Origin of the sequence: Nocardiopsis sp. CA-288880 (assembly GCF_050955985.1) — a bacterium.
Lineage (GTDB): Bacteria > Actinomycetota > Actinomycetes > Streptosporangiales > Streptosporangiaceae > Nocardiopsis > Nocardiopsis tropica.
This window is the reverse complement of record NZ_CP192105.1, coordinates 6,276,303-6,301,320: the sequence shown is the minus strand read 5'-3', so window position 1 is coordinate 6,301,320 and position 25,018 is coordinate 6,276,303. Positions and strand designations below refer to the sequence as shown.

At 73.4% G+C, this 25,018-nt stretch carries 20 protein-coding genes, 1 tRNA gene and 1 pseudogene; 19 read left to right on the top strand and 3 right to left on the bottom strand.

Annotated elements, in window-relative coordinates; all coding sequences use genetic code 11:
- Positions 1-45 precede the first annotated feature (45 nt).
- From ACQPYD_RS27185 to ACQPYD_RS27155, 7 genes are all read left to right on the top strand, one after another.
- Positions 46-1,527 carry an extracellular solute-binding protein gene (locus ACQPYD_RS27185; protein WP_433698282.1) on the top strand — a complete coding sequence of 494 codons (1,482 nt, stop codon included), beginning with the start codon at positions 46-48 and terminating at the stop codon, positions 1,525-1,527.
- A gap of 13 nt (positions 1,528-1,540) precedes the next feature.
- Entirely contained in the window at positions 1,541-2,488 is a 948-nt protein-coding gene (locus tag ACQPYD_RS27180; RefSeq protein WP_433698281.1) for a carbohydrate ABC transporter permease, read from the top strand.
- Between the two features lie 3 nt (positions 2,489-2,491).
- Positions 2,492-3,358, top strand: coding sequence for a carbohydrate ABC transporter permease (locus ACQPYD_RS27175; RefSeq protein WP_330158701.1), 867 nt, complete (start codon positions 2,492-2,494; stop codon positions 3,356-3,358).
- Positions 3,355-4,491: an ABC transporter ATP-binding protein gene (locus ACQPYD_RS27170; RefSeq protein ID WP_433698280.1), complete on the top strand. Its 1,137-nt coding sequence runs from the start codon at positions 3,355-3,357 to the stop codon at positions 4,489-4,491. Before ACQPYD_RS27175 ends, ACQPYD_RS27170 begins: the two co-directional genes overlap by 4 nt.
- On the top strand, positions 4,488-5,633 hold the full coding sequence (locus tag ACQPYD_RS27165) for an ABC transporter ATP-binding protein (RefSeq protein ID WP_433698279.1): 1,146 nt from the start codon (positions 4,488-4,490) through the stop codon (positions 5,631-5,633). The genes ACQPYD_RS27170 and ACQPYD_RS27165 overlap by 4 nt, the downstream gene beginning before the upstream one ends.
- Complete coding sequence (locus ACQPYD_RS27160) at positions 5,630-6,679, top strand: NAD(P)-dependent oxidoreductase (RefSeq protein ID WP_433698278.1); 1,050 nt, start codon at positions 5,630-5,632, stop codon at positions 6,677-6,679. The genes ACQPYD_RS27165 and ACQPYD_RS27160 overlap by 4 nt, the downstream gene beginning before the upstream one ends.
- 689 nt (positions 6,680-7,368) lie before the next feature.
- Positions 7,369-8,070, top strand: coding sequence for an exonuclease domain-containing protein (locus ACQPYD_RS27155; protein WP_433698277.1), 702 nt, complete (start codon positions 7,369-7,371; stop codon positions 8,068-8,070).
- A gap of 203 nt (positions 8,071-8,273) precedes the next feature.
- Here the strand turns inward: ACQPYD_RS27155 and ACQPYD_RS27150 are convergent, their stop codons facing one another.
- The 3 genes from ACQPYD_RS27150 to ACQPYD_RS27140 form a co-directional block, all read right to left on the bottom strand.
- Positions 8,274-9,044, bottom strand: coding sequence for a glycosyltransferase family 2 protein (locus ACQPYD_RS27150; RefSeq protein WP_433698276.1), 771 nt, complete (start codon positions 9,042-9,044; stop codon positions 8,274-8,276).
- Entirely contained in the window at positions 9,038-9,832 is a 795-nt protein-coding gene (locus ACQPYD_RS27145; RefSeq protein WP_433698275.1) for a GntR family transcriptional regulator, read from the bottom strand. The genes ACQPYD_RS27150 and ACQPYD_RS27145 overlap by 7 nt, the downstream gene beginning before the upstream one ends.
- 227 nt (positions 9,833-10,059) lie before the next feature.
- Positions 10,060-10,131 (bottom strand) — tRNA-Arg (locus tag ACQPYD_RS27140).
- 131 nt (positions 10,132-10,262) lie between these two features.
- Between ACQPYD_RS27140 and ACQPYD_RS27135 the strand changes: the two genes are divergently transcribed.
- From ACQPYD_RS27135 to ACQPYD_RS27080, 12 genes and pseudogenes are all read left to right on the top strand, one after another.
- The gene (locus ACQPYD_RS27135) at positions 10,263-10,655 is read left to right on the top strand and encodes a response regulator (RefSeq protein WP_433698274.1); all 393 of its coding nucleotides are present in this window, start codon (positions 10,263-10,265) and stop codon (positions 10,653-10,655) included.
- Positions 10,652-11,764: a DALR anticodon-binding domain-containing protein gene (locus ACQPYD_RS27130; protein ID WP_433698273.1), complete on the top strand. Its 1,113-nt coding sequence runs from the start codon at positions 10,652-10,654 to the stop codon at positions 11,762-11,764. The genes ACQPYD_RS27135 and ACQPYD_RS27130 overlap by 4 nt, the downstream gene beginning before the upstream one ends.
- A gap of 131 nt (positions 11,765-11,895) precedes the next feature.
- Positions 11,896-13,281 (top strand): diaminopimelate decarboxylase, encoded by a 1,386-nt coding sequence (lysA, locus tag ACQPYD_RS27125; RefSeq protein ID WP_433698272.1) that lies wholly within the window; start codon positions 11,896-11,898, stop codon positions 13,279-13,281.
- A 67-nt stretch (positions 13,282-13,348) separates the two neighbouring features.
- A complete protein-coding gene (locus ACQPYD_RS27120) occupies positions 13,349-14,635 on the top strand; it encodes a homoserine dehydrogenase (protein WP_267946349.1) in 1,287 nt (428 codons plus the stop codon).
- A 258-nt stretch (positions 14,636-14,893) separates the two neighbouring features.
- Positions 14,894-15,952 carry a threonine synthase gene (thrC, locus tag ACQPYD_RS27115; protein ID WP_433702146.1) on the top strand — a complete coding sequence of 353 codons (1,059 nt, stop codon included), beginning with the start codon at positions 14,894-14,896 and terminating at the stop codon, positions 15,950-15,952.
- A gap of 98 nt (positions 15,953-16,050) precedes the next feature.
- A pseudogene (gene thrB / locus ACQPYD_RS27110) lies at positions 16,051-16,988 on the top strand (homoserine kinase).
- 440 nt (positions 16,989-17,428) lie between these two features.
- Positions 17,429-19,465, top strand: coding sequence for a transcription termination factor Rho (gene rho, locus ACQPYD_RS27105; protein WP_433698271.1), 2,037 nt, complete (start codon positions 17,429-17,431; stop codon positions 19,463-19,465).
- Positions 19,466-19,712: 247 nt separating this feature from the next.
- The gene (locus ACQPYD_RS27100) at positions 19,713-21,542 is read left to right on the top strand and encodes an L-lactate permease (RefSeq protein WP_433698270.1); all 1,830 of its coding nucleotides are present in this window, start codon (positions 19,713-19,715) and stop codon (positions 21,540-21,542) included.
- A 198-nt stretch (positions 21,543-21,740) separates the two neighbouring features.
- On the top strand, positions 21,741-21,950 hold the full coding sequence (gene rpmE / locus ACQPYD_RS27095) for a 50S ribosomal protein L31 (RefSeq protein WP_267946346.1): 210 nt from the start codon (positions 21,741-21,743) through the stop codon (positions 21,948-21,950).
- A 96-nt stretch (positions 21,951-22,046) separates the two neighbouring features.
- Positions 22,047-23,117, top strand: a complete 1,071-nt coding sequence (gene prfA / locus ACQPYD_RS27090; RefSeq protein ID WP_267950498.1) for a peptide chain release factor 1 — start codon at positions 22,047-22,049, stop codon at positions 23,115-23,117.
- Entirely contained in the window at positions 23,114-23,977 is an 864-nt protein-coding gene (gene prmC, locus ACQPYD_RS27085) for a peptide chain release factor N(5)-glutamine methyltransferase (RefSeq protein ID WP_267946345.1), read from the top strand. The genes prfA and prmC overlap by 4 nt, the downstream gene beginning before the upstream one ends.
- Before the next feature lie 78 nt (positions 23,978-24,055).
- Complete coding sequence (locus tag ACQPYD_RS27080) at positions 24,056-25,018, top strand: L-threonylcarbamoyladenylate synthase (RefSeq protein ID WP_433698269.1); 963 nt, start codon at positions 24,056-24,058, stop codon at positions 25,016-25,018.

Here is a 25,018-nt window from a genome sequence, read left to right as displayed (position 1 = left end):
GCCCCGCCGGACGGCGCCACCCCCCACCACCGACTGGAGAGCACCATGAACCCCAGAAGGAACCGCCGCCCCCCGCGAACCCCCGGAACCCCCTTCCCCGGCCCGCCCGGAGCGCCGGACCTGTCCCGGCGCCGTGCCATGGGCCTCCTGGGCGCGGGCGGCGCGGCCGCGGCGGGAGCGGTCCTGCTGCCCGGGTGCGGACTGGGCACCGGCAGCATCGCGGGCGGCGAGAACGGGGCCGGCGAGGTCACCGGGGCGTTCGACTGGCGCAAGGCCGAGGGCGCCGAGATCTCCGTGCTCCAGACCCCGCACCCCTACCAGGTGGCCTTCCAGCCCCTCCTGGCGCAGTTCACGGAGCTGACCGGCATCACCGTCAACGCCGACCTCGTCGCGGAGGCCGACTACTACACGCGCCTCAACACCGAGCTGGCCAGCGGCGCGGGCAACTACGACGCGTTCATGACCGGCGCCTACTTCATCTGGACCTACGGCCCGCCCGGCTGGATGGAGGATCTTCGCCCCTGGATCGACAACGAGTCCGCCACGAGCGACGAGTACGACTTCGACGACATCTACGAGGGCCTGCGCACCTCCACCTCCTGGGACTTCACCACCGGGAGCCCGCTGGGCACCGGAGGGCAGTGGGCCGTCCCGTGGGGCTTCGAGACCAACGTGATCTGCTACAACAAGGCCGAGTTCGACCGGCGCGGCATCCGGCCCGCGGAGACCTTCGACGAACTCCGCGAACTGGCCGTCGACCTCACGGACCGCTCGGAGAACACCTACGGCCTCGCCTTCCGGGGGTCGCGCTCCTGGGCGACCGTCCACCCCGGGTTCATGACCCAGTTCACGAGGGAGGGCTGCGTCGACTACACGCTGGAGGGCGACCGGCTCGTGGCCGCCATGAACTCGGAGGCCGCCGTCGACTTCACCAGGAAGTGGGTCGACCTCGCGCGCGACGCCGGCCCCACCTCCTGGACCACCTACGACTACCCCGACTGCACCGCCGACCTCGGGTCGGGCACGGCCATGATGGTCTACGACGCGGACTCGGCCACCTACCCCCAGAACATCGCGGGCAACAGCGCCGAGGCGGGCAACCTCGCCTGGCACCCGGGACCGGCCGGACCCGACGGCAACTACGACACCAACCTGTGGACGTGGTCGCTGGCCATGAGCTCCGCCTCCCGCAACAAGCTCGCCGCCTGGCTGTTCATCCAGTGGGCCACGGGCAGGGACGCCCAGAGCCAGGCCGTCCAGACCGGCGAGCTGGGGTTCGCCGACCCCACCCGCGAGTCCGTGTTCGAGGACGCGTTCAAGGCGGGCCTCGGCGAGTTCTCCGGCTACCAGGAGACCTTCGAGAGGGTCATCGACTCCACGAGGATCCACTTCACACCGCAGACGCAGTTCTTCGAGAACACCGAGAACTGGGCGGTGGCGCTCCAGGACATCTACGCGGGCGACGACGCCGGGGAACGGCTCGACGCGCTGGCGCGGGCGAGCACCGACGCGCTCGACACCGAGTGAGGGGGACGAGCACGTGAGCACGACCACCGCACCCCCGGAGGCGGCGGGGGACGGGCCCGGGGGCGGCGCCCCCGTCCGCCGGGTGCCCGCCTGGCGGCGCGGGCTCCGGCCCTACCTGCTGTCCGTCCCCGCCGTCCTCGTCATCGCGGGCATCCTGTACCCGTTCGCCCTGGGCGCCTACTACGCCTTCCTCGACTACGCGGCCGTCGTCCCCGAGCCCGTGTTCGTCGGCCTCCGGAACATCACCGGGACCCTCGGCGACCCGGTGTTCTGGTCCAGCGTGCGCGTGACCGCCGCCTACGCCCTCGCCGCCACGGCCGTCGAGACCGTCCTCGGCGTCGGCATCGCGCTGCTGCTCTTCCGCGCCGGCCTCGTGGGCAGGCTCCTGGAACGCCTGCTGATCCTGCCGCTGATGATCGCCCCGGTGATCGCCGGCGTCATCTGGGGGCTGATGTTCAACCCCCAGTTCGGCGTGCTCAACCACATGCTCGGACTCGGCTCCACCTTCGACTGGCTGAGCGAGGACCGGGCCCTGTGGTCGGTGATGCTGGTCGACGTCTGGATCTTCACCCCCTTCGTCGCGGTCCTCGTCCTGGCGGGGCTCCGCTCGCTGCCCCGGGAGCCCTTCGAGGCGTCCGACGTGGACGGCGCGGGCTGGTTCTACATGTTCCGGCGCCTCATGCTGCCGATGATGTGGCCCTACATCCTCGTCGCCGTGATCTTCCGGTTCATGGACTCGCTGAAGGTCTTCGACCACGTGTACGTGCTCACCGCCGGAGGGCCGGGAGGAGCCACCCGCACCCTCCAGATCGGCGCCTTCCAGAACTCGATCACCAACCTGAACTTCTCCCTCGGCAGCACCTACATGCTGCTGCTGTGGGTGATCGTGTTCATCACCGCCCGCTACCTGGTCGCCGTCCTGGGCCGGGCCCAGCGCCGCGCGGCCGGATCGGAGGACTGAACCGTGACCGCCACCCGCCGACCGGGACGGCGCCGCTTCTCCCCGGCCTCCGCCGGGGCCGACCTCCTGCTGGTCCTGTGGTTCGCCTTCTCACTGTTCCCGATCCTGTGGATGGTCCTGCTGTCCCTCAAGTCCAGGGCGGACCAGACCTCCACCTACTTCGTGTTCACCCCGACCCTGGACAACTTCGCCACCGTCCTGAGCGAGGAGGGGGTCCGCCTCACCAGCGTCGACTTCACCGGGGCGCTGCTCACCAGCCTGGTCACCTCGCTGGGCGCGGTCCTGCTGTCCCTCGCCATCGGCGTCCCGGCGGCCTACGCGGCCGGACGCTGGGCCTATCGGGGGTCCGGGGACATCATGTTCACCATCCTGTCGTTCCGGTTCGCGCCGGAGCTGATGGTGATCGTGCCGCTGTTCGTCATCTACAACCAGCTCGGGCTGTTCGACTCCGACGCCGGCACGATCTGGGTGCTCCAGCTGGTCACCCTGCCGCTGATCGTGTGGATCCTGCGGTCCTACTTCCAGGACATGCCGGAGGAGCTCGAACAGGCGGCCCTCCTGGACGGCTACACCCGCACCCGCGCCTTCCTCATGGTGGCGCTCCCGCTGGTGCGGCCCGGCATCGCGGCGTCGGCGCTGCTGGCGTTCGTCTTCGCGTGGAACAACTACGTGTTCCCGCTGATCCTCACCGGCAGCCAGAACCCCACGGTGACCGTGGCCGTGACCCGGTTCCTCGGCGGCGGCGGGCAGGCGTTCTACAACCTCACCGCCGCGGCCGCGCTCATCGCGGCCCTGCCACCGCTCCTGGTGGCCCTGTCCATCCAGCGCTATCTCGTGCGCGGCCTGTCGTTCGGGGCGGTGAAGTCGTGAGTTCCCTGGAACTGCGCGGGCTCGGCGCCCGCTACGGAAGGAAGACCGCCCTGCGCGGCCTGGACGCGGAGATCGCCGACGGCGAGTTCTTCGTCGTCCTCGGCCCCTCGGGGGCGGGCAAGACCACCACCCTCAAGTGCGTCGCCGGACTCGTGGAGGGGGCCACCGGCGCCGTCCTCATCGGCGGTCGCGACATGACCGGGGTGGAGCCCTACGAGCGCAACGTGGCGATGGCCTTCGAGAGCTACGCCCTCTACCCCCAGAAGACCGTGGCGGAGAACCTCGCCTCGCCCCTGCGCTCCGGACGCCTGGGGACCTGGACGCCCGAGCAGCGCAGCGCGCGCGTCGGCGAGGTCACCCGGACCCTGGGCATCGACCACCTGCTCGGCCGCTATCCGCGCGAGCTGTCCAACGGCCAGCGCCAGCGCACCGCCCTGGGCCGCGTGCTGGTCAGGCCGGCCGACGTCTACCTGCTCGACGAGCCCCTCTCCCACCTGGACGCCAAACTGCGCGCCGCCATGCGGGCGGAGCTCAAGCAGCTCAGCGGGATGGCGCGCACCACGACCGTCTACGTCACCCACGACTACCAGGAGGCCCTGGCCCTGGGCGACCGCGTCGGGGTGCTGCGCGAGGGGCGGCTCGTCCAGGTCGGCACCCCGGCCCAGGTGTGGGAGACCCCGGCGGACGCCTTCGTCGCCCGCACCCTGGGACAGCCCGAGACGAACCTGCTGGAGGCCCGCGTGCACCGAGGACTGGCCACCACCCACGGAGGGGGAGCCACCGTCGCCCTCCCGGAGGAGGCGCACGGCGCTGACGGCGTCCTGCTCGGGCTGCGCCCCCGGGACCTGCGGATCGCCGGACCGTCCGTGCCTCCGGACGGCGCGGGGCGGGAGCTCGTCATGCGCGGCCGGGTCGTCCTGGCCGAACGCCTCGGCCGCTCCCGCGAGCTGAGCGTGGACGTGGCCGGCCAAACCGTCATCACGGTCACCGACGACCCGCGCGTCCGGGAGGGGGACGACGTCGCCCTCGCGGTCGAGTGGGGCCGCGTCCACGTCTTCGCGGGGCGGGCGGGGGACGGGTCCCCGTACCCGCCCCGGGTGGGCAGTGCGCTGCCGGTCGGGGGGACGCGATGACGGCCGCGCCGGACACCGCGCCCCGGGTCGCCAGGAGCCTCACCCTGCGCAACCTGCACAAGACCTACACCGCGCGCGGACGCGAGCCGTTCGCGGCCGTGCGCGGCATCGACCTCGCCGTCGAACCGGGGGAGATGGTCGCCCTCCTCGGCCCCTCCGGCTGCGGCAAGACCACCACCCTGCGCATGATCGCCGGCCTGGAGACCGTGACCTCCGGGGAGGTCCTCATCGGCGACCGCGCGGTCACCGGCCTGCCCCCGGGCAGGCGCGACGTCGGCGTCGGCTTCGAGGGCTACGCCCTCTACCCGCCCCTGTCGGTGCGGGAGAACCTGGCGTACGGGCTGCGCGCGCGGAGGGCCCGCGACGTCGGGCCGCGCGTGGCCGCGATCGCCGAGCGCCTGGAGATCACCGACCTGCTGGACCTGCGCCCCGCCGGCCTCTCCAGCGGCCAGAAGCAGCGCGTGGCCCTGGCGCGGGCCCTGGTCCGCAACCCGCCGGTCCTGCTGCTGGACGAGCCCCTGTCCCACCTGGACGCCGGGCAGCGCCAGCGGGTGCGGCGCGAGCTGAAGGTGCTCCAGCGCGAGTTCGGCTACACGACCATCGTGGTCACCCACGACCAGCTGGAGGCGCTCAGCCTCGCGGACCGGATGGCGGTCATGGACGGCGGTGTGATCCGGCAGTTCGGCACCCCCGACGAGGTCTTCGACGACCCCGCCGACCGGTTCGTCGCCGACTTCGTGGGCGAACCCTCGATCAACCTGGTCGGGGGCACGGTCGCGGACGGCGGCGGGGCCGTCCGCATCGGCGGGGCCGGGACCCTGCCCACGGCCTCCCGCGCCCGTGCGGGCACCCGGGTCCAGGTGGGGCTGCGCCCGCAGGACTGCGAGCTCGTCGGGCGGGGGTCGGCGCGTCCCGCGCTGAGCGCGACCGTCGGCGTGTTCGAGTACCTCATGGAGTTCGGACTGGCCACGGTCGATCTCGCCGGGCAGGACCCGCCGGAGGCGGGAGGAGGGGGCCCGGGCCGGTTCGTCGTCCAGACGCCCGGAGGGGCGTCCCTCGACCCGGGCGCCCCCGTCCTGATCGGGGCACGGCCCGAACACGTCCACCTCTTCGACCCCGGAACGGGGGAGCGACTGCGATGACCCACACCCTTCGCCTGGTCTGCGCCGGGGACAGGTTCATCTCCGCCGACCTGCTCGCCGGGGCGCTGGAGGCCGAACTGGCGGGCGGCGCCCGGCGGCACGGCCTCCCCGCCACGATCGACCGCGTCGACTCCGACTGGCCCACGGCGCCCTTCGCCGACGTGGACGGGGTCAGGGAGGCCTCCGGGGACCCCGCCGCGCTGGCCGCCCTGACCCGGGGCGCGCACGCCCTGGTCACCCACCTGGCGCCGGTCACGCGCGAGGTGGTCGAGGCGGGGCGCGGCACCCTGCGGGTCATCGGCGTGACACGGGGCGGCCCCGTCAACGTGGACGTCGCGGCGGCGGCCGAGGCGTCGGTGCCCGTGGTCCACCTGCCCGGGCGCAACCTGGGCGCGGTCGCCGAGTACTGCGTCGGAACGATGATCTGCGCCATGCGGGGCCTGCCCGACGCCGCGGCCGGGCTGGCGCGCGGCCGGTGGGACGCGGAGGGGTTCCGGTACGAGCGCACCGGCACGGAGCTGAGGGCGGCCACGGTGGGACTGGTCGGGCTGGGGGCGGTGGGGGCGCGGGTGGCCGAACTGCTGGGAGCCTTCGGCGCGACGGTGCTCGCCCACGACCCCTACGCCGACGCCGCGACGGCGCGCCGCGCGGGCGCCCGCCTGGTGGGGCTGGACGAGCTGCTGGCCGGGTCGGACGTGGTGAGCCTGCACGCCCGCCTGACGGAGGAGACCCGCCACATCGTGGACGCGTCGGCGCTCGCGGCGATGAGGCCGGGATCACTCCTGGTCAACACCGCGCGCGGTGAACTGGTGGACGCGGCCGCGCTGGACCGGGCCCTGGAGTCGGGGCACCTGCGCGGAGCGGTGCTGGACGTGTTCGACCCCGAGCCCCCGGCGGCGGGCGACCCGCTGCTGCGGCGCCCGGGGGTCTTCGCCACCCCGCACCTGGCGGGCGCGTCCACCCAGGTCGCGGAGGAGTCCGCGGTCCGGATCGCGCGCGAGGTCGCGGCGGTGCTCACGGGGGGAGGAGCCGGCCGGGACACGTGAGCGCGGACACCGGCCGTCCACAGGCCGCGTCCGGCTCTGGCGCCCCGGCGCCCGCTCCGGTTGACTGGAAGACGGGGGGTCCCCAGGGGCCCGCCTGCTCCGGCCTGCCCGCGCCCGGTCGGCCCGCTCCGGCCCGCCCGGTCGCGCGCCCCGCCCGGTCGCCCGACCCGGGCCCCGTCCGCGCCCCGCACCCGGCGGCCCCCCGGCCCCTGAGCCCCGGCCGCCCTCGTCCGACCGGCCCGCCCGGTCGCGCGCCCCGCCCGGTCGCCCGACCCGGGCCCCGTCCGCGCCCCGCACCCGGCGGCCCCCCGGCCCCTGAGCCCCGGCCGCCCTCGTCCGACCGGCCCGTCCGAAGGAGCGCCCCGTGCCGCTCGCGCCCCACACCCGCCCCGGCCGTCCCCGCCCGCCCGGGGAAGACGGTCCCTCGGAGCTGACCGCGTTCGTCCCGCACCGGCCGCCCCCGCCTGTCCGGGGGTGACGGCCCCCGCGTCGGCGGCGCGCGGCGGCGAGTTCTCCCGCGGGCCCCTCCCGGCTCGGGGCGCGGCCCCGGGCCGCTGACCACGGGCGGGCCCTCCCCGGGAGGCGCCGCCCGTCCGGGAGGGCCGGTCGCGGCGGCCGCGGGACCCCCGCGTCCCCGGTGTGGGACGCCAGGTGCGGGAAGGTAGGAACCAGCCGACCCGAAGGACGTCATGACCTGGCACATGCAACCGATGGCCGCCCTGGACTTCGAGTCCACCGGACTGGACCTGGCCGCCGACCGGATCGTCACCGCCGCCCTGTGGCGGATCGACCCCGGCGCCCGCACCAAGGACGCCACCACCTGGCTGGCCGACCCGGGCATCGAGATCCCCGAGGAGGCCGCGGCCATCCACGGGATCACCACAGAGCACGCCCGCGAGCACGGCCGCCCGGCCGCGGAGGTGGTGGCCGAGATCGGCGCCGCCCTGGAGCGGGCCGTCGTGGAGGGGCTGCCCGTGGTGATCTACAACGCCCCCTACGACCTCGGCCTGCTCTCCGCCGAACTGGAACGGCACGGCTCGGGGGTGAGCCTCTTCGGGCAGCTGCGCGTCGTGGACCCCCTGGTGCTGGACAAGCAAATGGACCCCTACCGTAGGGGCGGACGCAAGCTGGTGGACGTGTGCGCGCACCACGGCGTGCCGCTGGACGAACAGCAGGCCCACGGGGCCTCCGCCGACGCGCTCGCCGCGGCCCGCCTGGCCTGGAAGCTCGCCGCCGCCCACCCCGAGCTGGCCGAGATGGGCGTGGACGACCTGCACGCCGCCCAGGTCGGCTGGAAGGCCGACCAGGCGGCGTCCTTCCAGGCCTATCTGCGGAGGGGGCGGGACCCCGAGGCGGTCGTCGACGGCTCGTGGCCGATCGCCAAGGTCTGAACCCGGACAGCGCGCTCGCCGCGGGGGAGGGGACGCTCCCGCGCGGGCGGTCGGCCCGCCCCTCCCCGCCGGAGACCCGGCCCGGTACGCCGGCCCCGGTCGGCCGGGCCGCGGCCGACCGCCGCCGGCGTGCGGGGCGTGTTCCGCGGACGCTCCGGCAGGGCCCGGCGGACGCGGGCCCGGAAGAATCCACAGCACACGACCTAGCCCCGGGGCGGGACGAAGCCCCAGCCGGTCCGCGCCAGGGACAGCGCCCGCGCCTCCACCACGGCCATGCGCGCCGCACGCTCCCCGCGGTCGGTATGCGCCGCCGCGGCGGTCACCTGGCCCGGCCACTTCCGGTACAGCAGGCCGTGCTCCGCCGTGAACCACCCGCGGCTCACGGCGTCCAGCGCCAGCAGCAGCCCGGTGTCCTCCGACGCCGGGAGCGCCATCCACCCGCCCAGGGCCAGGAGCAGGTCGCGGCGCACACAGAGCGTCGCCGGGTGCACCGGCGCCAGGAAGTCGTGCGCCCGCCAGCTCGACAGGACCGACCCGCGCTCGACGGGACCCTCGGCGGGATCCCCCGGGAAACCCTCGGTGGAGCCGTCGGGCAGCAGGTCCAGGACCGCCGATGCCGCCCACGCGGCCCCCGAGCCGCCCGTCAGCGCGGCGAGGTCCCGGGCCAGGGCCCCGGGCGTCAGCTGGTCGTCGGCGTCCAGGACCTTGACGAACTCGCCCTCCGCCCGGGACAGCGCCAGCGTGCGGGCCATGCCCGCCCGGCCGGGCCGCCCCTGCCCGAAGCTCACCCGGGGGTCGTCGGGCAGGAGGGGACGGACCTCGTCGGTCTCACCGTCCTCCTGGACGACCCACCGCCAGTCCCATCCCCCGGGCAGCCGCTGGTCCGCGAGGGAGCGGTACGCCTCGGGCAGGAACCGGGCGCCCGGCGCGTGGACCGCCGTGACGACGGAGACGATCCCGGGCACGGCTACCACCGCTCCAGCCGCGTCGTGAAGACCGCCTCGGCGCGGTCGCCCGGGAGGACGACCTCGGACCAGTCCACGACCCTGCCCCGCGTGTCGGTGGAGGCCTTCCTGAGCACCATCACGGCGACGCCCTCGCCGAGCCCGAGCTCCTCCGCCTCGTCGGGGGTGGGCGGCCTCGCCGTCACCCTCTCCTCCACGCGGTCCACCTCGACGCCGACGGTGCGCAGCTGGCTCTGCGTGCCCCCCGGCCACGGCTCCGCGGACTCGTCGAGCAGCACGGGCTCGGACTCCAGCAGGTCGACCGGGATGTAGGACGAGGTGAGGCCGAACGGCGCGTCCTCGTCGCGGTGGCGGGTCCGGTAGACGCGCTCCAGCAGCGCGGTCCCCTCCGGCACCCCCAACGCCTCCGCCAGGCCGGCGTCGGCCTCCACCCGCGTGTAGCGGGCGCTGAACACCAGGTCGTCCACCACGGATCCCGTGTCGTTCTCGGTCGCGCCGGTGGAGCGCCGCTCCCTGAGGTCCGTACGCGCCCGGTCCTTCTCCCACTGGTGGCGCTCGTCGTTGCGCAGCACCCCGCGCCGCGGTGCGAGCACCACGGGCCCCCGGCCGGGACGGTCCCCGACCAGGCCCTCGGCGCGGAGGATCACCAGTGCCCCGCGCACGGCCGCCGGGTCCGCGCCGTGGCGCCGGGCCAGCTCGGCCCCGGAGGGCAGGGGTTCCCCGGGGGCGGGGTCCCCGGCCCGGATCCGCCGCCGGAGCTCGCCCGCGAGCCGCTCGTTCGCCCTGTGCCCGACCATGTGTCGCTCACCGCTCCCACCGGCCCCGTGAGGACCGTCACCAGGATTCGGGGACCCCGTCCCCCTGCCAGGCGGGTCCGTTCCCCCCGGGATCCGTCGCCTCCGTGCACGGCCCCGGCCCTGCGGAGGGCGGCGCACCGGGTCGGACGACCTCCCGGAAAAGAAAAAGACCAGCTGGGAACAGTGTTCCCGCTGGTCGTCTCCACTACGGCGCTGACGCGCCCGCGTGCCCCCTGCAGGATTCGAACCTGCGCACCCGGCTCCGGAGGCCGATGCTCTATCCCCTGAGCTAAGGGGGCTGGCTTGCGTGAACAACTGTAGCAGGGGACCGGGGCCCTTCGTCCACCGCTTCGGGACGTGCCGGGGAGGGGCGCGCCGATCGGCGGATTCCGGTGGTGCCGCGTCGCCGCGCGGGGGTAGTGTCACGCCCGTGAACGCCCTACCCACACGGGTTCTCGTCGTCGAGGACGACGACGTGATCCGGGAACTGATCCGCCTCAACCTCGAACTGGAGGGGTTCGAGGTGTTCACCGCCGTGGACGGACGCGACTGCCTCGACCGGGCCGCCCACATCGCCCCCCACGTCATCACGATGGATGTGATGATGCCCCGCATGGACGGCTGGACCGCCGCCGAGCGGCTGCGCGCCGACGCGCGCACCAGGCACTGCCCCATCATCCTGGTCACGGCCCGCACCCAGGCCGACGACCAGCGGCGCGGCGAGCGGATCGGCGTCGACGCCTACGTGACCAAGCCGTTCGACCCCGACGCGCTGATCGACGTCGTCCGCGGCCTCGTCGACGGGGCCGGGGGCCCCGAATGAACCCCGGGCGCCTGGAGGCCGTGCTCCGCGAGGCCGCCGCCCGCGCGTTCGACCTCCCGCCGGACGAGGTGCCGTTCGTGTGGCCGCGGCACGACCAGGCGGACGGGGGCGCCGACGCCGCCACCGCGCTGGCGCCGCGCCTGGTCGGGAAGGTCGCCGCACGGCTCCCCCCGGGCGGGGGGCGCGGCCGGCGCCACCACGTGCTGGTCTCCGGCCTTCTGGCCGCGCAGCTGGAGAGCATGCGCGAACAGGGCCTGGCCGACTTCGCCCGGGTCCTCGGCGACGGGCGCGGCTTCCTCAACATCACCTTCACCGGCGGCCAGAGGGACGCCCTCGTCGCCGAGGCCGCCGACGGCCCCCGCTTCCTCACCGGACGCGACTGGGACGGCGAGGGGGAGTGGCCGCGGACCGCCCTGCACGAGGCGGGGCCGGTGGCCCAGGCCCGCAGGCTCGCCCGGGCCGACGCACGGGGGCGCATCGCCCTGGCCACCGGGCCGCGCACCCCGCCGCCGGGCCCCGGCGCCGCCGAGGTGTCCTGGCGCGACCCCTACCTGGACGGCGACCGCAGCGAACTCCTCACCCCCGCGGCGCGCGTCCTCGGCGCCGTCGGGGAGGACAGCGCGCGCGTCGCCTTCTGCCGGTCGGTCCCCGAACGCCCCCGCGACACCGAGACCACCGGCCGCGACCTGCCGGTCCTGCCCTCCGCCGAGTACCCGGGGGCCTGGGTCCGCCTCACCGACGCCAACCCCGCCTTCCGGCTGCGCCACGCCCACGCCCACGCCGTCACACGCGGGCGCTGGACGGCGGAGGGGGCGCCGCCCCCCGCCGCGTGCCCCGAGCACGCGGCGGCCGTGCGCGGACTCCTCTTCGACGGGCCCGGCGTGCTGGACACGGCCGCGCGCCGAGAGGAACCCCATATCCTGGTGAGATACCTGGAAGCGCTGGCCAGTGCCTACGATGAGTGGCGGGCGTGTCCCCACGCGGCCGCCGGACCGGCGGAGCGGGGCGCCCAGGACCCGGACACGGGCACGGCACTGCCCGCCGCCGTCGCCGGGGTCCTCCGCACCGGGCTCTTCCTGCTCGGGGTGTCAGCTCCCACAAGGCTGTAGACGCCCCGTCGTCCCTCCCGGGGCACACCCGTCCCCATCGTTCCGATCGGGTCGGTGGACAATGGGCCCGGGCCCCGCCGCCGACGGCCCGCCGACCCGCACAGACGTACAGTTCCAGCCGAAAGCCCATCATGAGCCGCTACGCCCACCCCGCCGGATCCCGCCACGCGGAGATCCTGCCGGAGGACAACCCGCCCCTGCCGCCGGAGAACCTCAACGACCTCGACCCCCGGGTCTGGCCGGCGACCGCCCGCCGCTCCGGCGGTGAGGTCGTGGTCGGCGGCGTCGGCGTCCGCGAACTCGCCGCCACGTACGGCACGCCCCTCTTCGTCATGGACGAGGAGGACTTCCGCGGCCGTGCGCGCGACTACCGCACGGCGTTCTCCGACGCCGACGTCTACTACGCGGGCAAGGCGCTGCTCAACAAGGCCGTCGCCCGCTGGGTCGTCGAGGAGGGCCTCAAGCTGGACGTGTGCTCGGGCGGCGAGCTCGCCGTGGCCCTGGCCGCGGGCGTTCCCGCCGAGCGCATCGGCATGCACGGCAACAACAAGTCCGTCCACGAGCTGCGCCGCGCCGCCGAGGCCGGCGTGGGACGGATCATCGTCGACTCCTTCGACGAGATCGAGCGGCTGGAGTCCGTCGCCGCCGGTCTCGGCGTCCGCCCGAAGGTGCTCATCCGCGTGACCACGGGCGTCGAGGCGCACACCCACGAGTTCGTGGCCACCGCGCACGACGACCAGAAGTTCGGCTTCGCGCTGAGCACCGGGGCCGCGGGCGAGGCCGTCCGACGCGTCCTCGACGCGTCCCACATCGAACTCGTGGGCCTGCACTCCCACATCGGCTCGCAGATCTTCGACACCTCCGGGTTCGAGGTGGCCGCCCGCCGCGTCGCGCGTTTCCTCACCGGTGTCCACGAGGACCTGGGCGTCACCCTCGCCGAGCTCGACCTGGGCGGCGGTCTGGGCATCGCCTACACCTCCGGCGACGACCCCCTCGACCCGTCGGCCATCGCCGCGGGCCTGACCGCCATCGTGCGCAGGGAGTGCGAGGACGCGGGCCTGCCGATGCCGCGCATCGCCGTCGAGCCGGGGCGCGCACTGGCGGGCCCGGCCGGGATCACCGTCTACGAGGTCGGTACCGTCAAGGACGTCGAGGGGATCCGCACCTACGTGAGCGTCGACGGGGGGATGAGCGACAACATCCGCACCGCCCTGTACGGCTCGGAGTACACCAGCCAGCTGGTGTCCCGGGAGAGCGACGCGGCTCCCATGCTGTCCCGCCTGGTCGGCAAGCACTGCGAGAGCGGCGACATCATCGTGCACGACCTCTACCTCCCGGCGGACCTGCGGCCGGGGGACCTGGTGGCGGTGGCCGCGACGGGCGCCTACTGCTACTCCATGGCGAGCAACTACAACCATCTGCCCAGGCCGGCCATGGTGGCGGTCAGGGACGGGAGCGCACGCGTCATCGTGCGCAGGGAGAGCGAGGAGGACCTGCTCCGCCTCGACGTCGGCTGAACAGTCCACTCCGGGGCGGCGCCGCCGCCCGAGGCAGGGACACGAGAGAAGTGGGAGTCACGCCCAAATGGCGATGAAGGTGGCGCTGCTCGGATGCGGCGTTGTGGGTTCGGAAGTCGTCCGCCTGGTCAACGAGCAGTCCGAGGAGCTGGCCGCGCGGGTGGGCACGCCGATCGAGATCGGCGGGATCGCGGTGCGTCGCATCGACCGCGACCGCGGGGTCGACCCGGCGCTGCTGACCACCGACGCCACGGCCCTGGTGACGCGTCCCGACATCGACCTCGTGGTCGAGGTGATCGGCGGGATCGAACCGGCCCGCTCCCTGATCCTCGCCGCGGTCAAGTCGGGCAAGTCCGTGGTGACGGCCAACAAGGCACTGCTCGCCGAGGACGGCCAGACCCTGCACAGGGCCGCCCGCGAGGCCGGGGTCGACCTGTACTACGAGGCGTCCGTGGCGGGGGCGATCCCGCTGCTGCGCCCGCTGCGGGACTCGCTCGCCGGCGACCGGGTCCACCGCGTGCTGGGCATCGTCAACGGCACCACCAACTACATCCTCGACCGGATGGACTCCCTCGGCGCGGGCTTCACGGAGTCCCTGGAGGAGGCCCAGTCCCTCGGGTACGCGGAGGCCGACCCCACCGCCGACGTGGAGGGCTTCGACGCCGCGGCCAAGGCCGCGATCCTGGCGCGGCTGGCCTTCCACACCCAGCAGGTGACCGCCGCCGACGTGCACCGCGAGGGCATCACGGGCGTGTCCGCCGGCGACATCGCCAGCGCGAGGGCGATGGGCTGCGTGGTCAAGCTCCTGGCGATCTGCCAGCGCTCGGAGGACGGGGAGTCGGTGGGCGTGCGCGTCCACCCGGTGATGCTGCCGGTCGAGCACCCGCTGGCCAGCGTCAAGGAGGCCTACAACGCGGTCTTCGTCGAGGCCGAGTCGGCGGGCCGCCTCATGTTCTACGGGGCGGGCGCGGGCGGCACCCCCACCGCGAGCGCGGTCCTGGGCGACCTGGTCGCGGTGGCGCGCAACCGGCTCGCGCGCACCTCGGTGGCCGAGGGCGCGCACGACACGGGGCTGCCGGTGCACGACATGGGCCACACCATCACCAGCTACCACGTGGCGCTGGACGTGGCCGACCGTCCCGGTGTGCTGTCCAAGGTCGCGGAGATCTTCGCCGACCACGGGGTGTCCATCAAGAACGTCCGGCAGGAGGGGACGGGCGACGACGCGCAGCTGGTGCTCGTCAGCCACCCCGCCCCCGACGCCGCGCTCAGCTCCACCGTCGAGGTGCTGCGCGGGCACGAGATGGTCCGCGAGGTCGCCAGCGTCATGCGCGTGGAGACCTTCTCGGACTGACCCCCGGCCCGGGGCCGCGACCGTGCGGCCCCGGGCGCGGGACCAGGCCGCGCGGAGCATCCGCGCGGCCTCCGTTCCGCGCCCGCAGATTTCACATGATGAGACGCCAACGACCGCGATTCGAGATAGTATGTGGGGGGTCGTAGACTCGTAGCTGGTCGGGGCCCCGGGGCTCCACAGCGTCCCCGTGGCGACCCCACCGCATCCACCGCGCGTCAAGCGAAGCCGCATCCACCCGAAAGGGACTCAGTCGTGAGCATGGCACGGGCGTGGCGAGGCATCGTCGAGGAGTACCGCGACCGCCTCCCCGTCAACGAGAACACCCCCGTCGTCACCCTCCAGGAGGGCGGCACGCCCCTGCTGCCGGCCACGCGCGTCTCCGAGCTCACGGGCTGCGAGGTCTTCCTCAAGGTCGAGGGGCTCAACCCCACGGGCTCCTTCAAGGACCGCGGCATGACGATGGCCATCTCCAAGGCGGCCGAGGACGGCGCCAAGGCCGTCATCTGCGCCTCCACCGGCAACACGAGCGCGAGCGCCGCGGCCTACGCCATCCGCGCGGGCATGACCTGCGCCGTGCTGGTGCCCCAGGGCAAGATCGCCATGGGCAAGCTCGCCCAGGCGCTCGTCCACGGGGCGCGCCTGCTCCAGGTCGACGGCAACTTCGACGACTGCCTCGAACTGGCCCGCAAGCTCAGCGTCGACTACCCCGTCGCCCTCGTGAACTCGGTCAACCCGTACCGGCTCCAGGGCCAGAAGACCGCCGCGTTCGAGATCGTGGACGCCCTCGGCGACGCCCCCGACGTCCACTGCATCCCGGTGGGCAACGCGGGCAACATCAGCGCCTACTGGATGGGCTACACGGAGTACGCCCGCGACGGGATCTCGTCGCGCAGCCCGCGCATGCTCGGGTTCCAGGCCAGCGGCTCCGCGCCCATCGTCAACGGCGCCCCCGTCACCAGCCCGAGCACCATCGCCACGGCGATCCGCATCGGCAACCCGGCCTCCTGGAAGCTCGCCGAGCAGGCGCGCGACGAGTCCGGCGGCCTGATCGACAAGGTCACCGACCGACAGATCATGGCCGCCTACAAGCTCCTCGCCGCGGAGGAGGGCGTGTTCGTCGAGCTGGCCTCCGCCGCCAGTGTCGCCGGGCTCCTGCAGGCCGTCGAGGCCGGTCGGGTCGCGCGCGGCAGCCGCGTGGTCTGCACCGTCACCGGCAACGGCCTCAAGGACCCCGACTGGGCGCTGGCCGGGGCCTCCTCCGCCACCACCGTCCCCGTCGACGCACTCGCCGCGGCCCAGGCGCTCGACCTCGCCTGAGGCCGATCGCCGTCCACGGCCCCGAGCGCGGCGGACCGGAACCCGCCGCGCGTCCTGTCAGGAGAAAGACCGCAGTGACCCCACCACGCCCCACCGCGGTGTCCGTCCGCGCGCCCGCCACGAGCGCCAACCTCGGCCCGGGCTTCGACGCCCTCGGCCTGGCCGTGCGCCTGTACAACGAGTTCGAGGCGGCCCTCAGGGACGACGGGGAGCTCCGCGTCCGCGTCAGCGGGGAGGGAGCCGGGGAGGTCCCGCTCGACGAGCGGCACCTCGTCGTCCGCGCCATGCGCGAGACCTACGAACGCGCCGGGGAGAAGCTGCCCGGGCTCGACCTGACGTGCGTCAACAACGTGCCGCACGCCCGGGGGCTCGGCTCCTCCTCGTCGGCGATCGTCGGCGGCGTCGCCGCCGCGAGCGCCCTGCTGGGACGGACCGGCCCCGACGGCGGGCCGGACCGGGACGCGATCTACCAGATCGCCGCCGACATCGAGGGCCACCCCGACAACGTGGCCCCCTGCGTCTACGGCGGGTACACGGTCGCCTACCGTGACGGCGGCCGGTGGGGCGCGGTGCGCCTCTCCCCGGACGAGCGGATCCTCCCGGTGCTGTGCGTCCCGGGCGAGCGGCTGTCCACCGAGCGGGCGCGGGGCCTCCTGCCGGAGACGGTGCCGCACGCCGACGCCGCCTTCAACGCCGGGCGCTCCGCGCTGATGACGGCGGCCGTTTGTGGCCACCCCGAAACCCTGTACGCGGCGACCGAGGATCGGCTACACGAGGCCTACCGGGCCCCGGCGATGCCGCGCACCCTCGCCCTCATCCGTGACCTGCGCCGACACGAGGGGCTGCCCGCGGTGGTCTCCGGCGCGGGGCCCACGGTGCTGGTGCTGTGCTCGGTCGGTGCGGGCGCCGCCGGGGCTGATTCGCCGGAAATCATCCGACAGGTTGATTCGATCCGTCGGAGGGCGGGTAATGATTGGGACATACGCCCCCTACACGTTGAGCCGGAGGGGTGCGGTCCCCATCTCCCCATCCGTAGCACCTGTGTCGAGGAATAGCCGTGGCCTCTGGTGATGTTAGGCTAGGTGAAGCACCGGATGCCCCGTTGCGGGGCGAGTGCTCATCCGCCACAGCGGCTTCCGCATCCCATACTCCGATGGTCCGATCTCACGACCACTCGGAAGCGGCGGCCAACGTGTCGAGTCAGCGGTTCTCCCGCGACTGTGCCAACGTCATCGAAGTCCACTCCTCCTCGGATGAGTGTGTCACCACGGTTGACGGGCATCACCACCGAGCCATCCGCCCCGACGTCTGGCTGTACCCAGAGCCCGCCGCGATTGGGTAGGGGACCGTCTTCACACCGGTTTCCGACATCCACGTGGGGCAAGCCCTACCCGGCCCCTGCCGGTTCGCACCACCGGGCCGGCCGATCAAGCAATCCGCTGACGGCCGAAGCCCGCTCCTTGGGAAGGACCCTTAGTGAGCGACACCACCGAACTCCACACGGACGCGGCGGTCGACAGCAAAGCCTCCACCGGCGCCTCCGCAGCGGAGGCTGGCGATGGCGCGCCCACAGGTGCGTCGTCCAGGTCCCGCACGGCGTCGCGCGGTACCGGGCTCGCGGCTCTGAAGCTCCCCGAGCTCCAGAAGCTCGCCTCCAGCCTGGGCATCACCGGTACGGGGCGCATGCGCAAGAGCGACGTCATCGCCGCGATCGAGACCAAGCAGGGCGGCCCCGTGGGCGGCCCGGCGAAGGTCAAAACCGCAAAGAAAGCCGACACGGCTCCCAAGGCCGGTAAGGTCGAGGCAACCGACGGCTCGATCGAGGCCCAGACCCCCGACACGGCGAGCACGGACGAAGCCCCGCGTCAGCGCGCGGCCGACCGGCCGTCGGACCAGGCCGTGACCGACCCCCAGGGTGGACGGGGCGACAAGTCGTCCCGCAACCGGCGTTCGTCCCGCAGGCGCGGAGACGAGGCCGGCGACCAGGCCAGGTCGGTGGACGGCGCCGACTCCTCTACCTCCGCGAGCAGCGTGACCAAGACATCCAGTACCCCCCAGAAGAACGGCCCCGACTCCGCCGAGGACCGTGACAACAGGTCCGGGCAGGGTCGCGAGCGCCAGCGCAACCGCCGCAACCGCAACCGCGGTGGCGACGACCAGAACGCCAACGGCAGTGCCCCGCAGCAGGGCGGAGGCGGTCAGAACCAGGGCCAGAGCCAGGGGCGTGACCGGGACCGCGACAGGGACCGCGACCGCGACCGTGGCCCCGGAGGCGACGACGACGACTTCGGCGGACGCCGCCGGGGACGCCGCCGGGACCGCCGGGACCGCCGCGGACGAGGCGGGGGCCAGGAGCCGGAGCCGGTGATCGGCGAGGACGACGTCCTGCTGCCCGTCGCGGGCATCCTGGACATCCTGGACAACTACGCCTTCGTTCGCACCACCGGCTACCTGCCCGGCCAGAGCGACGTGTACGTCTCCCTGGCCCAGGTGCGCAAGCACGGCCTGCGCAAGGGCGACCACATCATCGGCGCCGTCCGCCAGCCCAAGGACGGGGAGCGCCGGGAGAAGTTCAACGCCCTGGTGCGCCTGGACTCGGTCAACGGCATGTCGCCGGACCAGGCCCGGGGCCGCCAGGAGTTCTCCAAGCTCGTCCCGCTGTACCCCCAGGAGCGCCTGCGCCTGGAGACCGAGCCGCACATCCTCACCACGCGGATCATCGACCTGGTGGCGCCCATCGGCAAGGGCCAGCGCGGGCTCATCGTCTCCCCGCCCAAGGCGGGCAAGACGATGGTGGTTCAGGCGATCGCCAACGCGATCACCGAGAACAACCCCGAGTGCTACCTGATGGTGATCCTGGTCGACGAGCGGCCCGAGGAAGTCACCGACATGCAGCGCACGGTCAAGGGCGAGGTCATCCACTCGACCTTCGACCGCCCCGCGGAGGACCACACGGTCGTCGCCGACCTGGCCATCGAGCGTGCCAAGCGGCTCGTCGAGATGGGCATGGACGTCGTCGTCCTGCTGGACTCCATCACCCGCCTGGGCCGCGCCTACAACCTGGCCGCCCCGGCGAGCGGGCGCATCATGTCCGGTGGTGTGGACTCCACCGCCCTCTACCCGCCCAAGCGCTTCTTCGGCGCGGCCCGCAACATCGAGGGCGGCGGCTCGCTGACCATCCTGGCGACCGCGCTGGTCGAGACCGGATCGCGCGCCGACGAGGTGATCTTCGAGGAGTTCAAGGGCACCGGCAACATGGAGCTCAAGCTCAACCGGAGCCTCGCGGACAAGCGGATCTTCCCGGCCGTGGACGTCGACGCCTCCAGCACCCGCAAGGAGGAGATTCTGATGTCCTCGGAGGAGCTGGGCGTCGTCTGGAAGCTCCGCCGGGTGCTGCACGCGCTCGACACCACCCAGGCGATCGAGCTGCTCCTGGACAAGATGAGGGAGTCCAAGAGCAACGCGGAGTTCCTGCTCCAGATCCAGAAGACCACCGTGGGCCCGGAGCGCTGACCCCGGCCCGCCCGTGACGCCGACGGCCCCCTCCCGCCAGGGAGGGGGCCGTCGTGTGTGCCGGGGGTGTTCTGGGGAGGGCGGGGACGGAGGGGCCCACGTGTTCCGCATAGCGGGATCCCGGGGCCGAGAAACGAAAAAGATCACCGGTGTGTCTCGGATCACAGAGGGGGGATGGTCCGACCGCCGACACCGGCCTATCGTCGCGGGGTCGAGTGCACCACCCCCGTTCCAGGGAGCAGTCCGCATGGACAACCTCGCCCTGCTCAGCCTTCTGGCGCTCACCCCCGTCCTGCTGGTCGGAGTCCTCCTCGTCGGCTTCCGCGTCCCCGCCATGTACGCGATGCCCGCCGGGTACGCCGTCGTCGTGGCCGTCGCCGTCCTCGCCTGGGAGACCGACTGGCGGTCGATCGCCGCGTCCACGATCCAGGGGCTCATCCTCGCCGCCGGACTCCTGTACATCATCTTCGGCGCGCTCCTCCTGCTCAGCACCCTCACCAAGAGCGGCGCCATCGCCACCATCCGCTCCACGTTCACCGACATCACCCCCGACCGCCGGGTCCAGGCGATCATCATCGGCTGGCTGTTCGGCAGCTTCATCGAGGGGGCCTCCGGGTTCGGCACGCCCGCAGCCGTCGTGGCGCCCCTCCTGCTGGCCCTGGGCTTCCCCGCCATGGCCGCCGTCATGGTCGGCCTGGTCATCCAGAGCACGCCCGTCAGCTTCGGCGCCGTCGGCACCCCCATCCTCGTGGGCGTCGCCGGGGGCCTGGAGGGATCGCCCGAGGTCGCCGAGCGTGCCTCCGCGCTCGGCCTGGCCGTGCCGGAGTTCATCGGCCACATCGGGTTCCAGACCGTCCTCCTGCACGCCGTCGCGGGCACCCTCGTGCCCCTGATCATCTGCTGCATGCTCTGCGGCTTCTACGGCGGCGGGCGGCGCTTCTCCGACGGCCTCGCGGTGTGGAAGTTCGCTCTCTTCTCCGCCTTCGCCATGACCGTCCCCTCCGTCCTGTACAACTACTTCCTCGGTGTGGAGTTCACGAGCCTCCTCGGCGGGCTGACCGGCCTGGTCGTCGTCGTGCTCGCCGCGCGCAAGGGCTTCCTCATGCCGGAGCGGGCCTGGGACTTCCCGCCGCGCGGGGACTGGCTGGCCCGCTGGAGCGGCAATATTGCCCCGGGCGAGGGCGACACCGTCCTCGCCGACGACCGGCGCATCGGCTTCCTGCGCGCCTGGACCCCCTACCTCCTCGTCGCCGTGCTGCTTGTGGCCACCCGCACCGTCGAACCCCTCAAGGCGTGGCTGTCCGGCATCACCGTCGGCGCGACCGACATCCTCGGCACCCCCGTCGCGCAGGCGGTCGAGCCCCTCTACTCGCCGGGGGCGACCTTCGTCCTCGTCTGCCTGGTGACCTGCGTCCTGCACCGCATGAGCGCGCGCCAGGTGGCCGACTCCTGGAAGGCGGCCGGATCGCAGCTGGCCGGCGCCGCCGTCGCGCTGCTCTTCGCCGTCCCCCTCGTCCGCGTGTTCATCAACACCGGCGCCGAGTTCGGCGCAACCGCGATGGAGAGCATGCCCCTGACCCTGGCCGCCGGCGCAGCCGAGCTGGGCGGCGCCACGTGGCCGCTCTACGCGCCGTGGATCGGCGCCCTGGGCGCGTTCGTGGCGGGCTCCAACACCGTCTCGAACCTCATGTTCTCCCTGTTCCAGTTCTCGACGGGGGAGCGCATCGGCATCCCGCCGGAGACCGTCGTCGCCACGCAGGCCGTCGGAGGGGCCGCGGGCAACATGATCACCGTCCACAACGTGGTCGCCGCCTCCGCGGTGGTCGGCCTGGCCGGCAGGGAGGGCGACCTCATCCGGCAGACGATCCTGCCGATGGCCTACTACGTCCTCCTGGCCGGGTCGGTCAGCTACGTGTTCGTCTACGGGTTCGGGGCCAACGCCGGAACGGCCGTGCTCGCCCTCCTCCTGGCGACCCTGGCCGCGCTGGTGCTCCTGATGCGCCGGGCGGACTCCGCGGCGGCGTCCCGGACCCCGCGGGACGCCGCCCCCGGGCCAGGGGGGAGGGGGACGGAATAGACACTGGTCCCGGCATCGTTATCGGTCTGGCAAACTGGTACCGGGGTAACGGCCCGCCTTCTTCCGGCAGGGCCCGCCGCCCCTGACTACCTGGATCGCCGCGACACCGGTTCGCGCATGACCCACCACGCCGACCACCCGCCGGGTGGCGCGGCTTGGCATGCGTCCGGCGGTCGCGCCCCTGATGAGGAGAACACCATGAAGGCCGACATTCACCCCGAGTACGTCACCACCGAGGTGACCTGCACCTGCGGCGCCCACTTCGTCACCCGCAGCACCGTGGGCGGGGGCAAGATCCGTGCCGAGGTGTGCTCCGAGTGCCACCCGTTCTACACCGGCAAGCAGAAGATCCTCGACACCGGCGGCCGCGTCGCCCGCTTCGAGAAGCGCTTCGGCAAGCGCAAGTAGCGCCGCCCCTGTCCCGTGGCGCCGCCGACGCGGCTCCACGGGACCAGGTTGGCCCCCGAGGGGGAGACGGACACACAAGACGGGGACGTGGCAGAAGTGAAGCTGGATGACCTGCTGGGGGAGTACTACGAGCTGGAACAGCAGCTCGCCGACCCCGAGGTGCACGCCGACCAGACCAGGGCGCGCACGCTGGGCAAACGCTACTCACAGCTCACCCCGATCATCGAGGCCTACCGCGCGCTCAAGGAGGTCGAGAACGACATCGACGCCGCGCGCGAGCTCGCCGCCGAGGACTCCTCCTTCGCCGAGGAGGCCGACCGCCTGACCGAGGAGGCCGAGCGGCTCACCGAGCGGCTGCGCGTCCTCCTCGTCCCGCGCGACCCCTCCGACGACAAGAACCTCATCATGGAGGTCAAGGCCGGAGAGGGCGGCGAGGAGTCGGCCCTGTTCGCCGGTGACCTGGTCCGCATGTACCTGCGCTACGCCGAACGCCAGGGCTGGAAGACCGAGGTCATCGACGCCACCCACTCCGACCTGGGCGGCTACAAGGACATCACGATCGCCTTCAAGAACAAGGGCACCCCCGAGCCGGGGGCCGGCGTCTGGCCGATGCTCAAGTTCGAGGGCGGCGTGCACCGCGTCCAGCGCGTCCCGGTCACCGAGTCCCAGGGCCGCATCCACACCTCCGCCGCCGGTGTGCTGGTCGTCCCCGAGGCCGAGGAGGTGGAGGTCGAGATCCACGCCAAGGACCTGCGGATCGACGTCTACCGCTCCTCCGGGCCCGGCGGCCAGAGCGTCAACACCACCGACTCGGCGGTCCGCATCACCCACCTGCCGACCGGCATCGTCGCCTCCTGCCAGAACGAGAAGAGCCAGCTCCAGAACAAGGAGCAGGCCATGCGCATCCTGCGGGCCCGCATCTACGCCGAGGCCCAGGCCAGCGCGGACGCCGAGGCCTCCGCCGAGCGCAAGAGCCAGGTCCGCACCGTGGACCGCTCCGAGCGCGTGCGCACCTACAATTTCCCCGAGAACCGCATCTCCGACCACCGTGTCGGCTTCAAGGCCTACAACCTCGACCAGGTCCTCGACGGGGAGCTGGACGGGGTCGTCAAGGCCCTCGTGGACGCGGACACCAAGGAGAGGCTCGAAGCCGCCCAGTCATCATGAACCTGCTACTCGACGAGGTCGCCCGCGCCACGCTCCGGCTGGCCGAAGCGGGCGTCGCCTCACCCCGCACCGACGCCGAGGAACTCGCGGCGTTCGTGCACGGTGTGCGTCGAGGTGAGCTGCACATGGTGGCCGACGCCGACTTCGACGCCCGCTACTGGGAGTGCGTGTCCCGCAGGGAGGCGCGCGAACCCCTCCAGCACATCACCGGCCACGCCTACTTCCGCTACCTGGACCTCCAGGTCGGCCCCGGGGTGTTCGTGCCCCGGCCCGAGACCGAGATCATGGTCGACTGGGCGATCGAGACGCTGCGGGCCATGGACGTCGCCGACCCCCTGGTCGTCGACCTCGGCACGGGGTCGGGCGCCATCGCGATCTCCATCGCCCAGGAGGTGCCCCGGTCGCGGGTGCACACCGTGGAGATCGACCCCGTCGCCCTGGGGTGGGCCCGCCGCAACATCGACTCCAGCGGGCACGCCGACCGCGTCACCTCCCACCACGGCGACATGCGCACGGCGCTGCCCGAGCTGAACGGCCGCGTCGACCTCCTCATCAGCAACCCCCCCTACGTCCCCACGCGCGGCTCCGGCGCCATCCCGCCCGAGGTGCGCGACTACGACCCCGCCCCGGCCCTGTGGTCCGGCGAGGACGGCCTCGACATGATCCGCGAGCTGGAGGCGGTCGGCCGCAGGCTGCTCCGCCCCGGCGGGGCGATGGCCGTCGAGCACCACGACGGCCAGGGCATCGACATCCCCTGGCTGTTCCCCGAGGACAACGGCTGGCGCGACGTCCTCAACCGCAAGGACATGGCCCGCCGCGACCGCTTCGTGGTCATGCGACGTGCCGACGGGGACGGCTGACGAGGCCGCGCCCCACCCCCGTATCCCCGTCGGACCGCTCAACCCGGTCGACCCCGTTCGAGAATGAGGTGAACGCAGGTGAGCCGCATCTACGACTGCGCGGACGAGACCGCCCGCAAGGACGGCATCGCCGACGCCGCGTCCGCGGTACGCCGAGGTGAACTGGTGGTGCTGCCCACGGACACCGTGTACGGCATCGGCACCGACGCCTTCAGCCCCGCCGCGGTGGCGAACCTGCTCGCCACCAAGGGGCGCGGCCGCGACATGCCGCCGCCGGTCCTGGTCGGTTCGATGCGCGCCGCGACCGCCCTCATCGAGGACCTCGGCAACCACGGCCGCGACCTCATGGAGGAGTTCTGGCCCGGCCCGCTGACCCTCGTGTGCACCGCCACCCCCAGCCTGTCCTGGGACCTCGGCGACACCAAGGGCACGGTGGCCGTCCGGATGCCGATGGACCCCGTCGCCCTCGAACTCCTCAAGGAGGTCGGGCCCATGGCGGTGAGCAGCGCCAACAAGTCGGGCCTGCCCGCCGCCACGCGGATGGAGGAGGCGCTGGAGCAGCTCGGTGACGAGGACGTCGCCGTGTACCTGGACGGCGGGGAGACCGACTCCCCGGTCGCCTCGACCATCGTCGACCTGACCTACGCCGTGCCGCGGGTGCTGCGGTCCGGCGCCATCTCCATCGAGCAGCTGCGCGCGGTGTGCGGCACCGTCATCGGCGAGCTGCGCCAGGGCCGCATGAAGCCGGTCAGGGAGGACGAGGTCGCCAAGGCCGGCGAGGCCGCCAAGGCGAGTCGCAGGGCCGCGTCCCGGCCCGAGGCGCCCGCCGCCGCGGGGACCGCGGGTGCGGACCCGGCACAGGACTCCGGGGACGGGGCCTCCGAGGGCACGGCCTCCGGGAGCGGAGCCCCGGCGGCCGGCGCGGACACGGAAACCGCCCCCGGCGGCGACCGGACGCCCGGCGGCGGCACCGCCGCGGGACAGGACGGCAGGACCCCCGAGACGGGGCAGCTCCCCGACGGCGACCGTTCCGAGAACTAG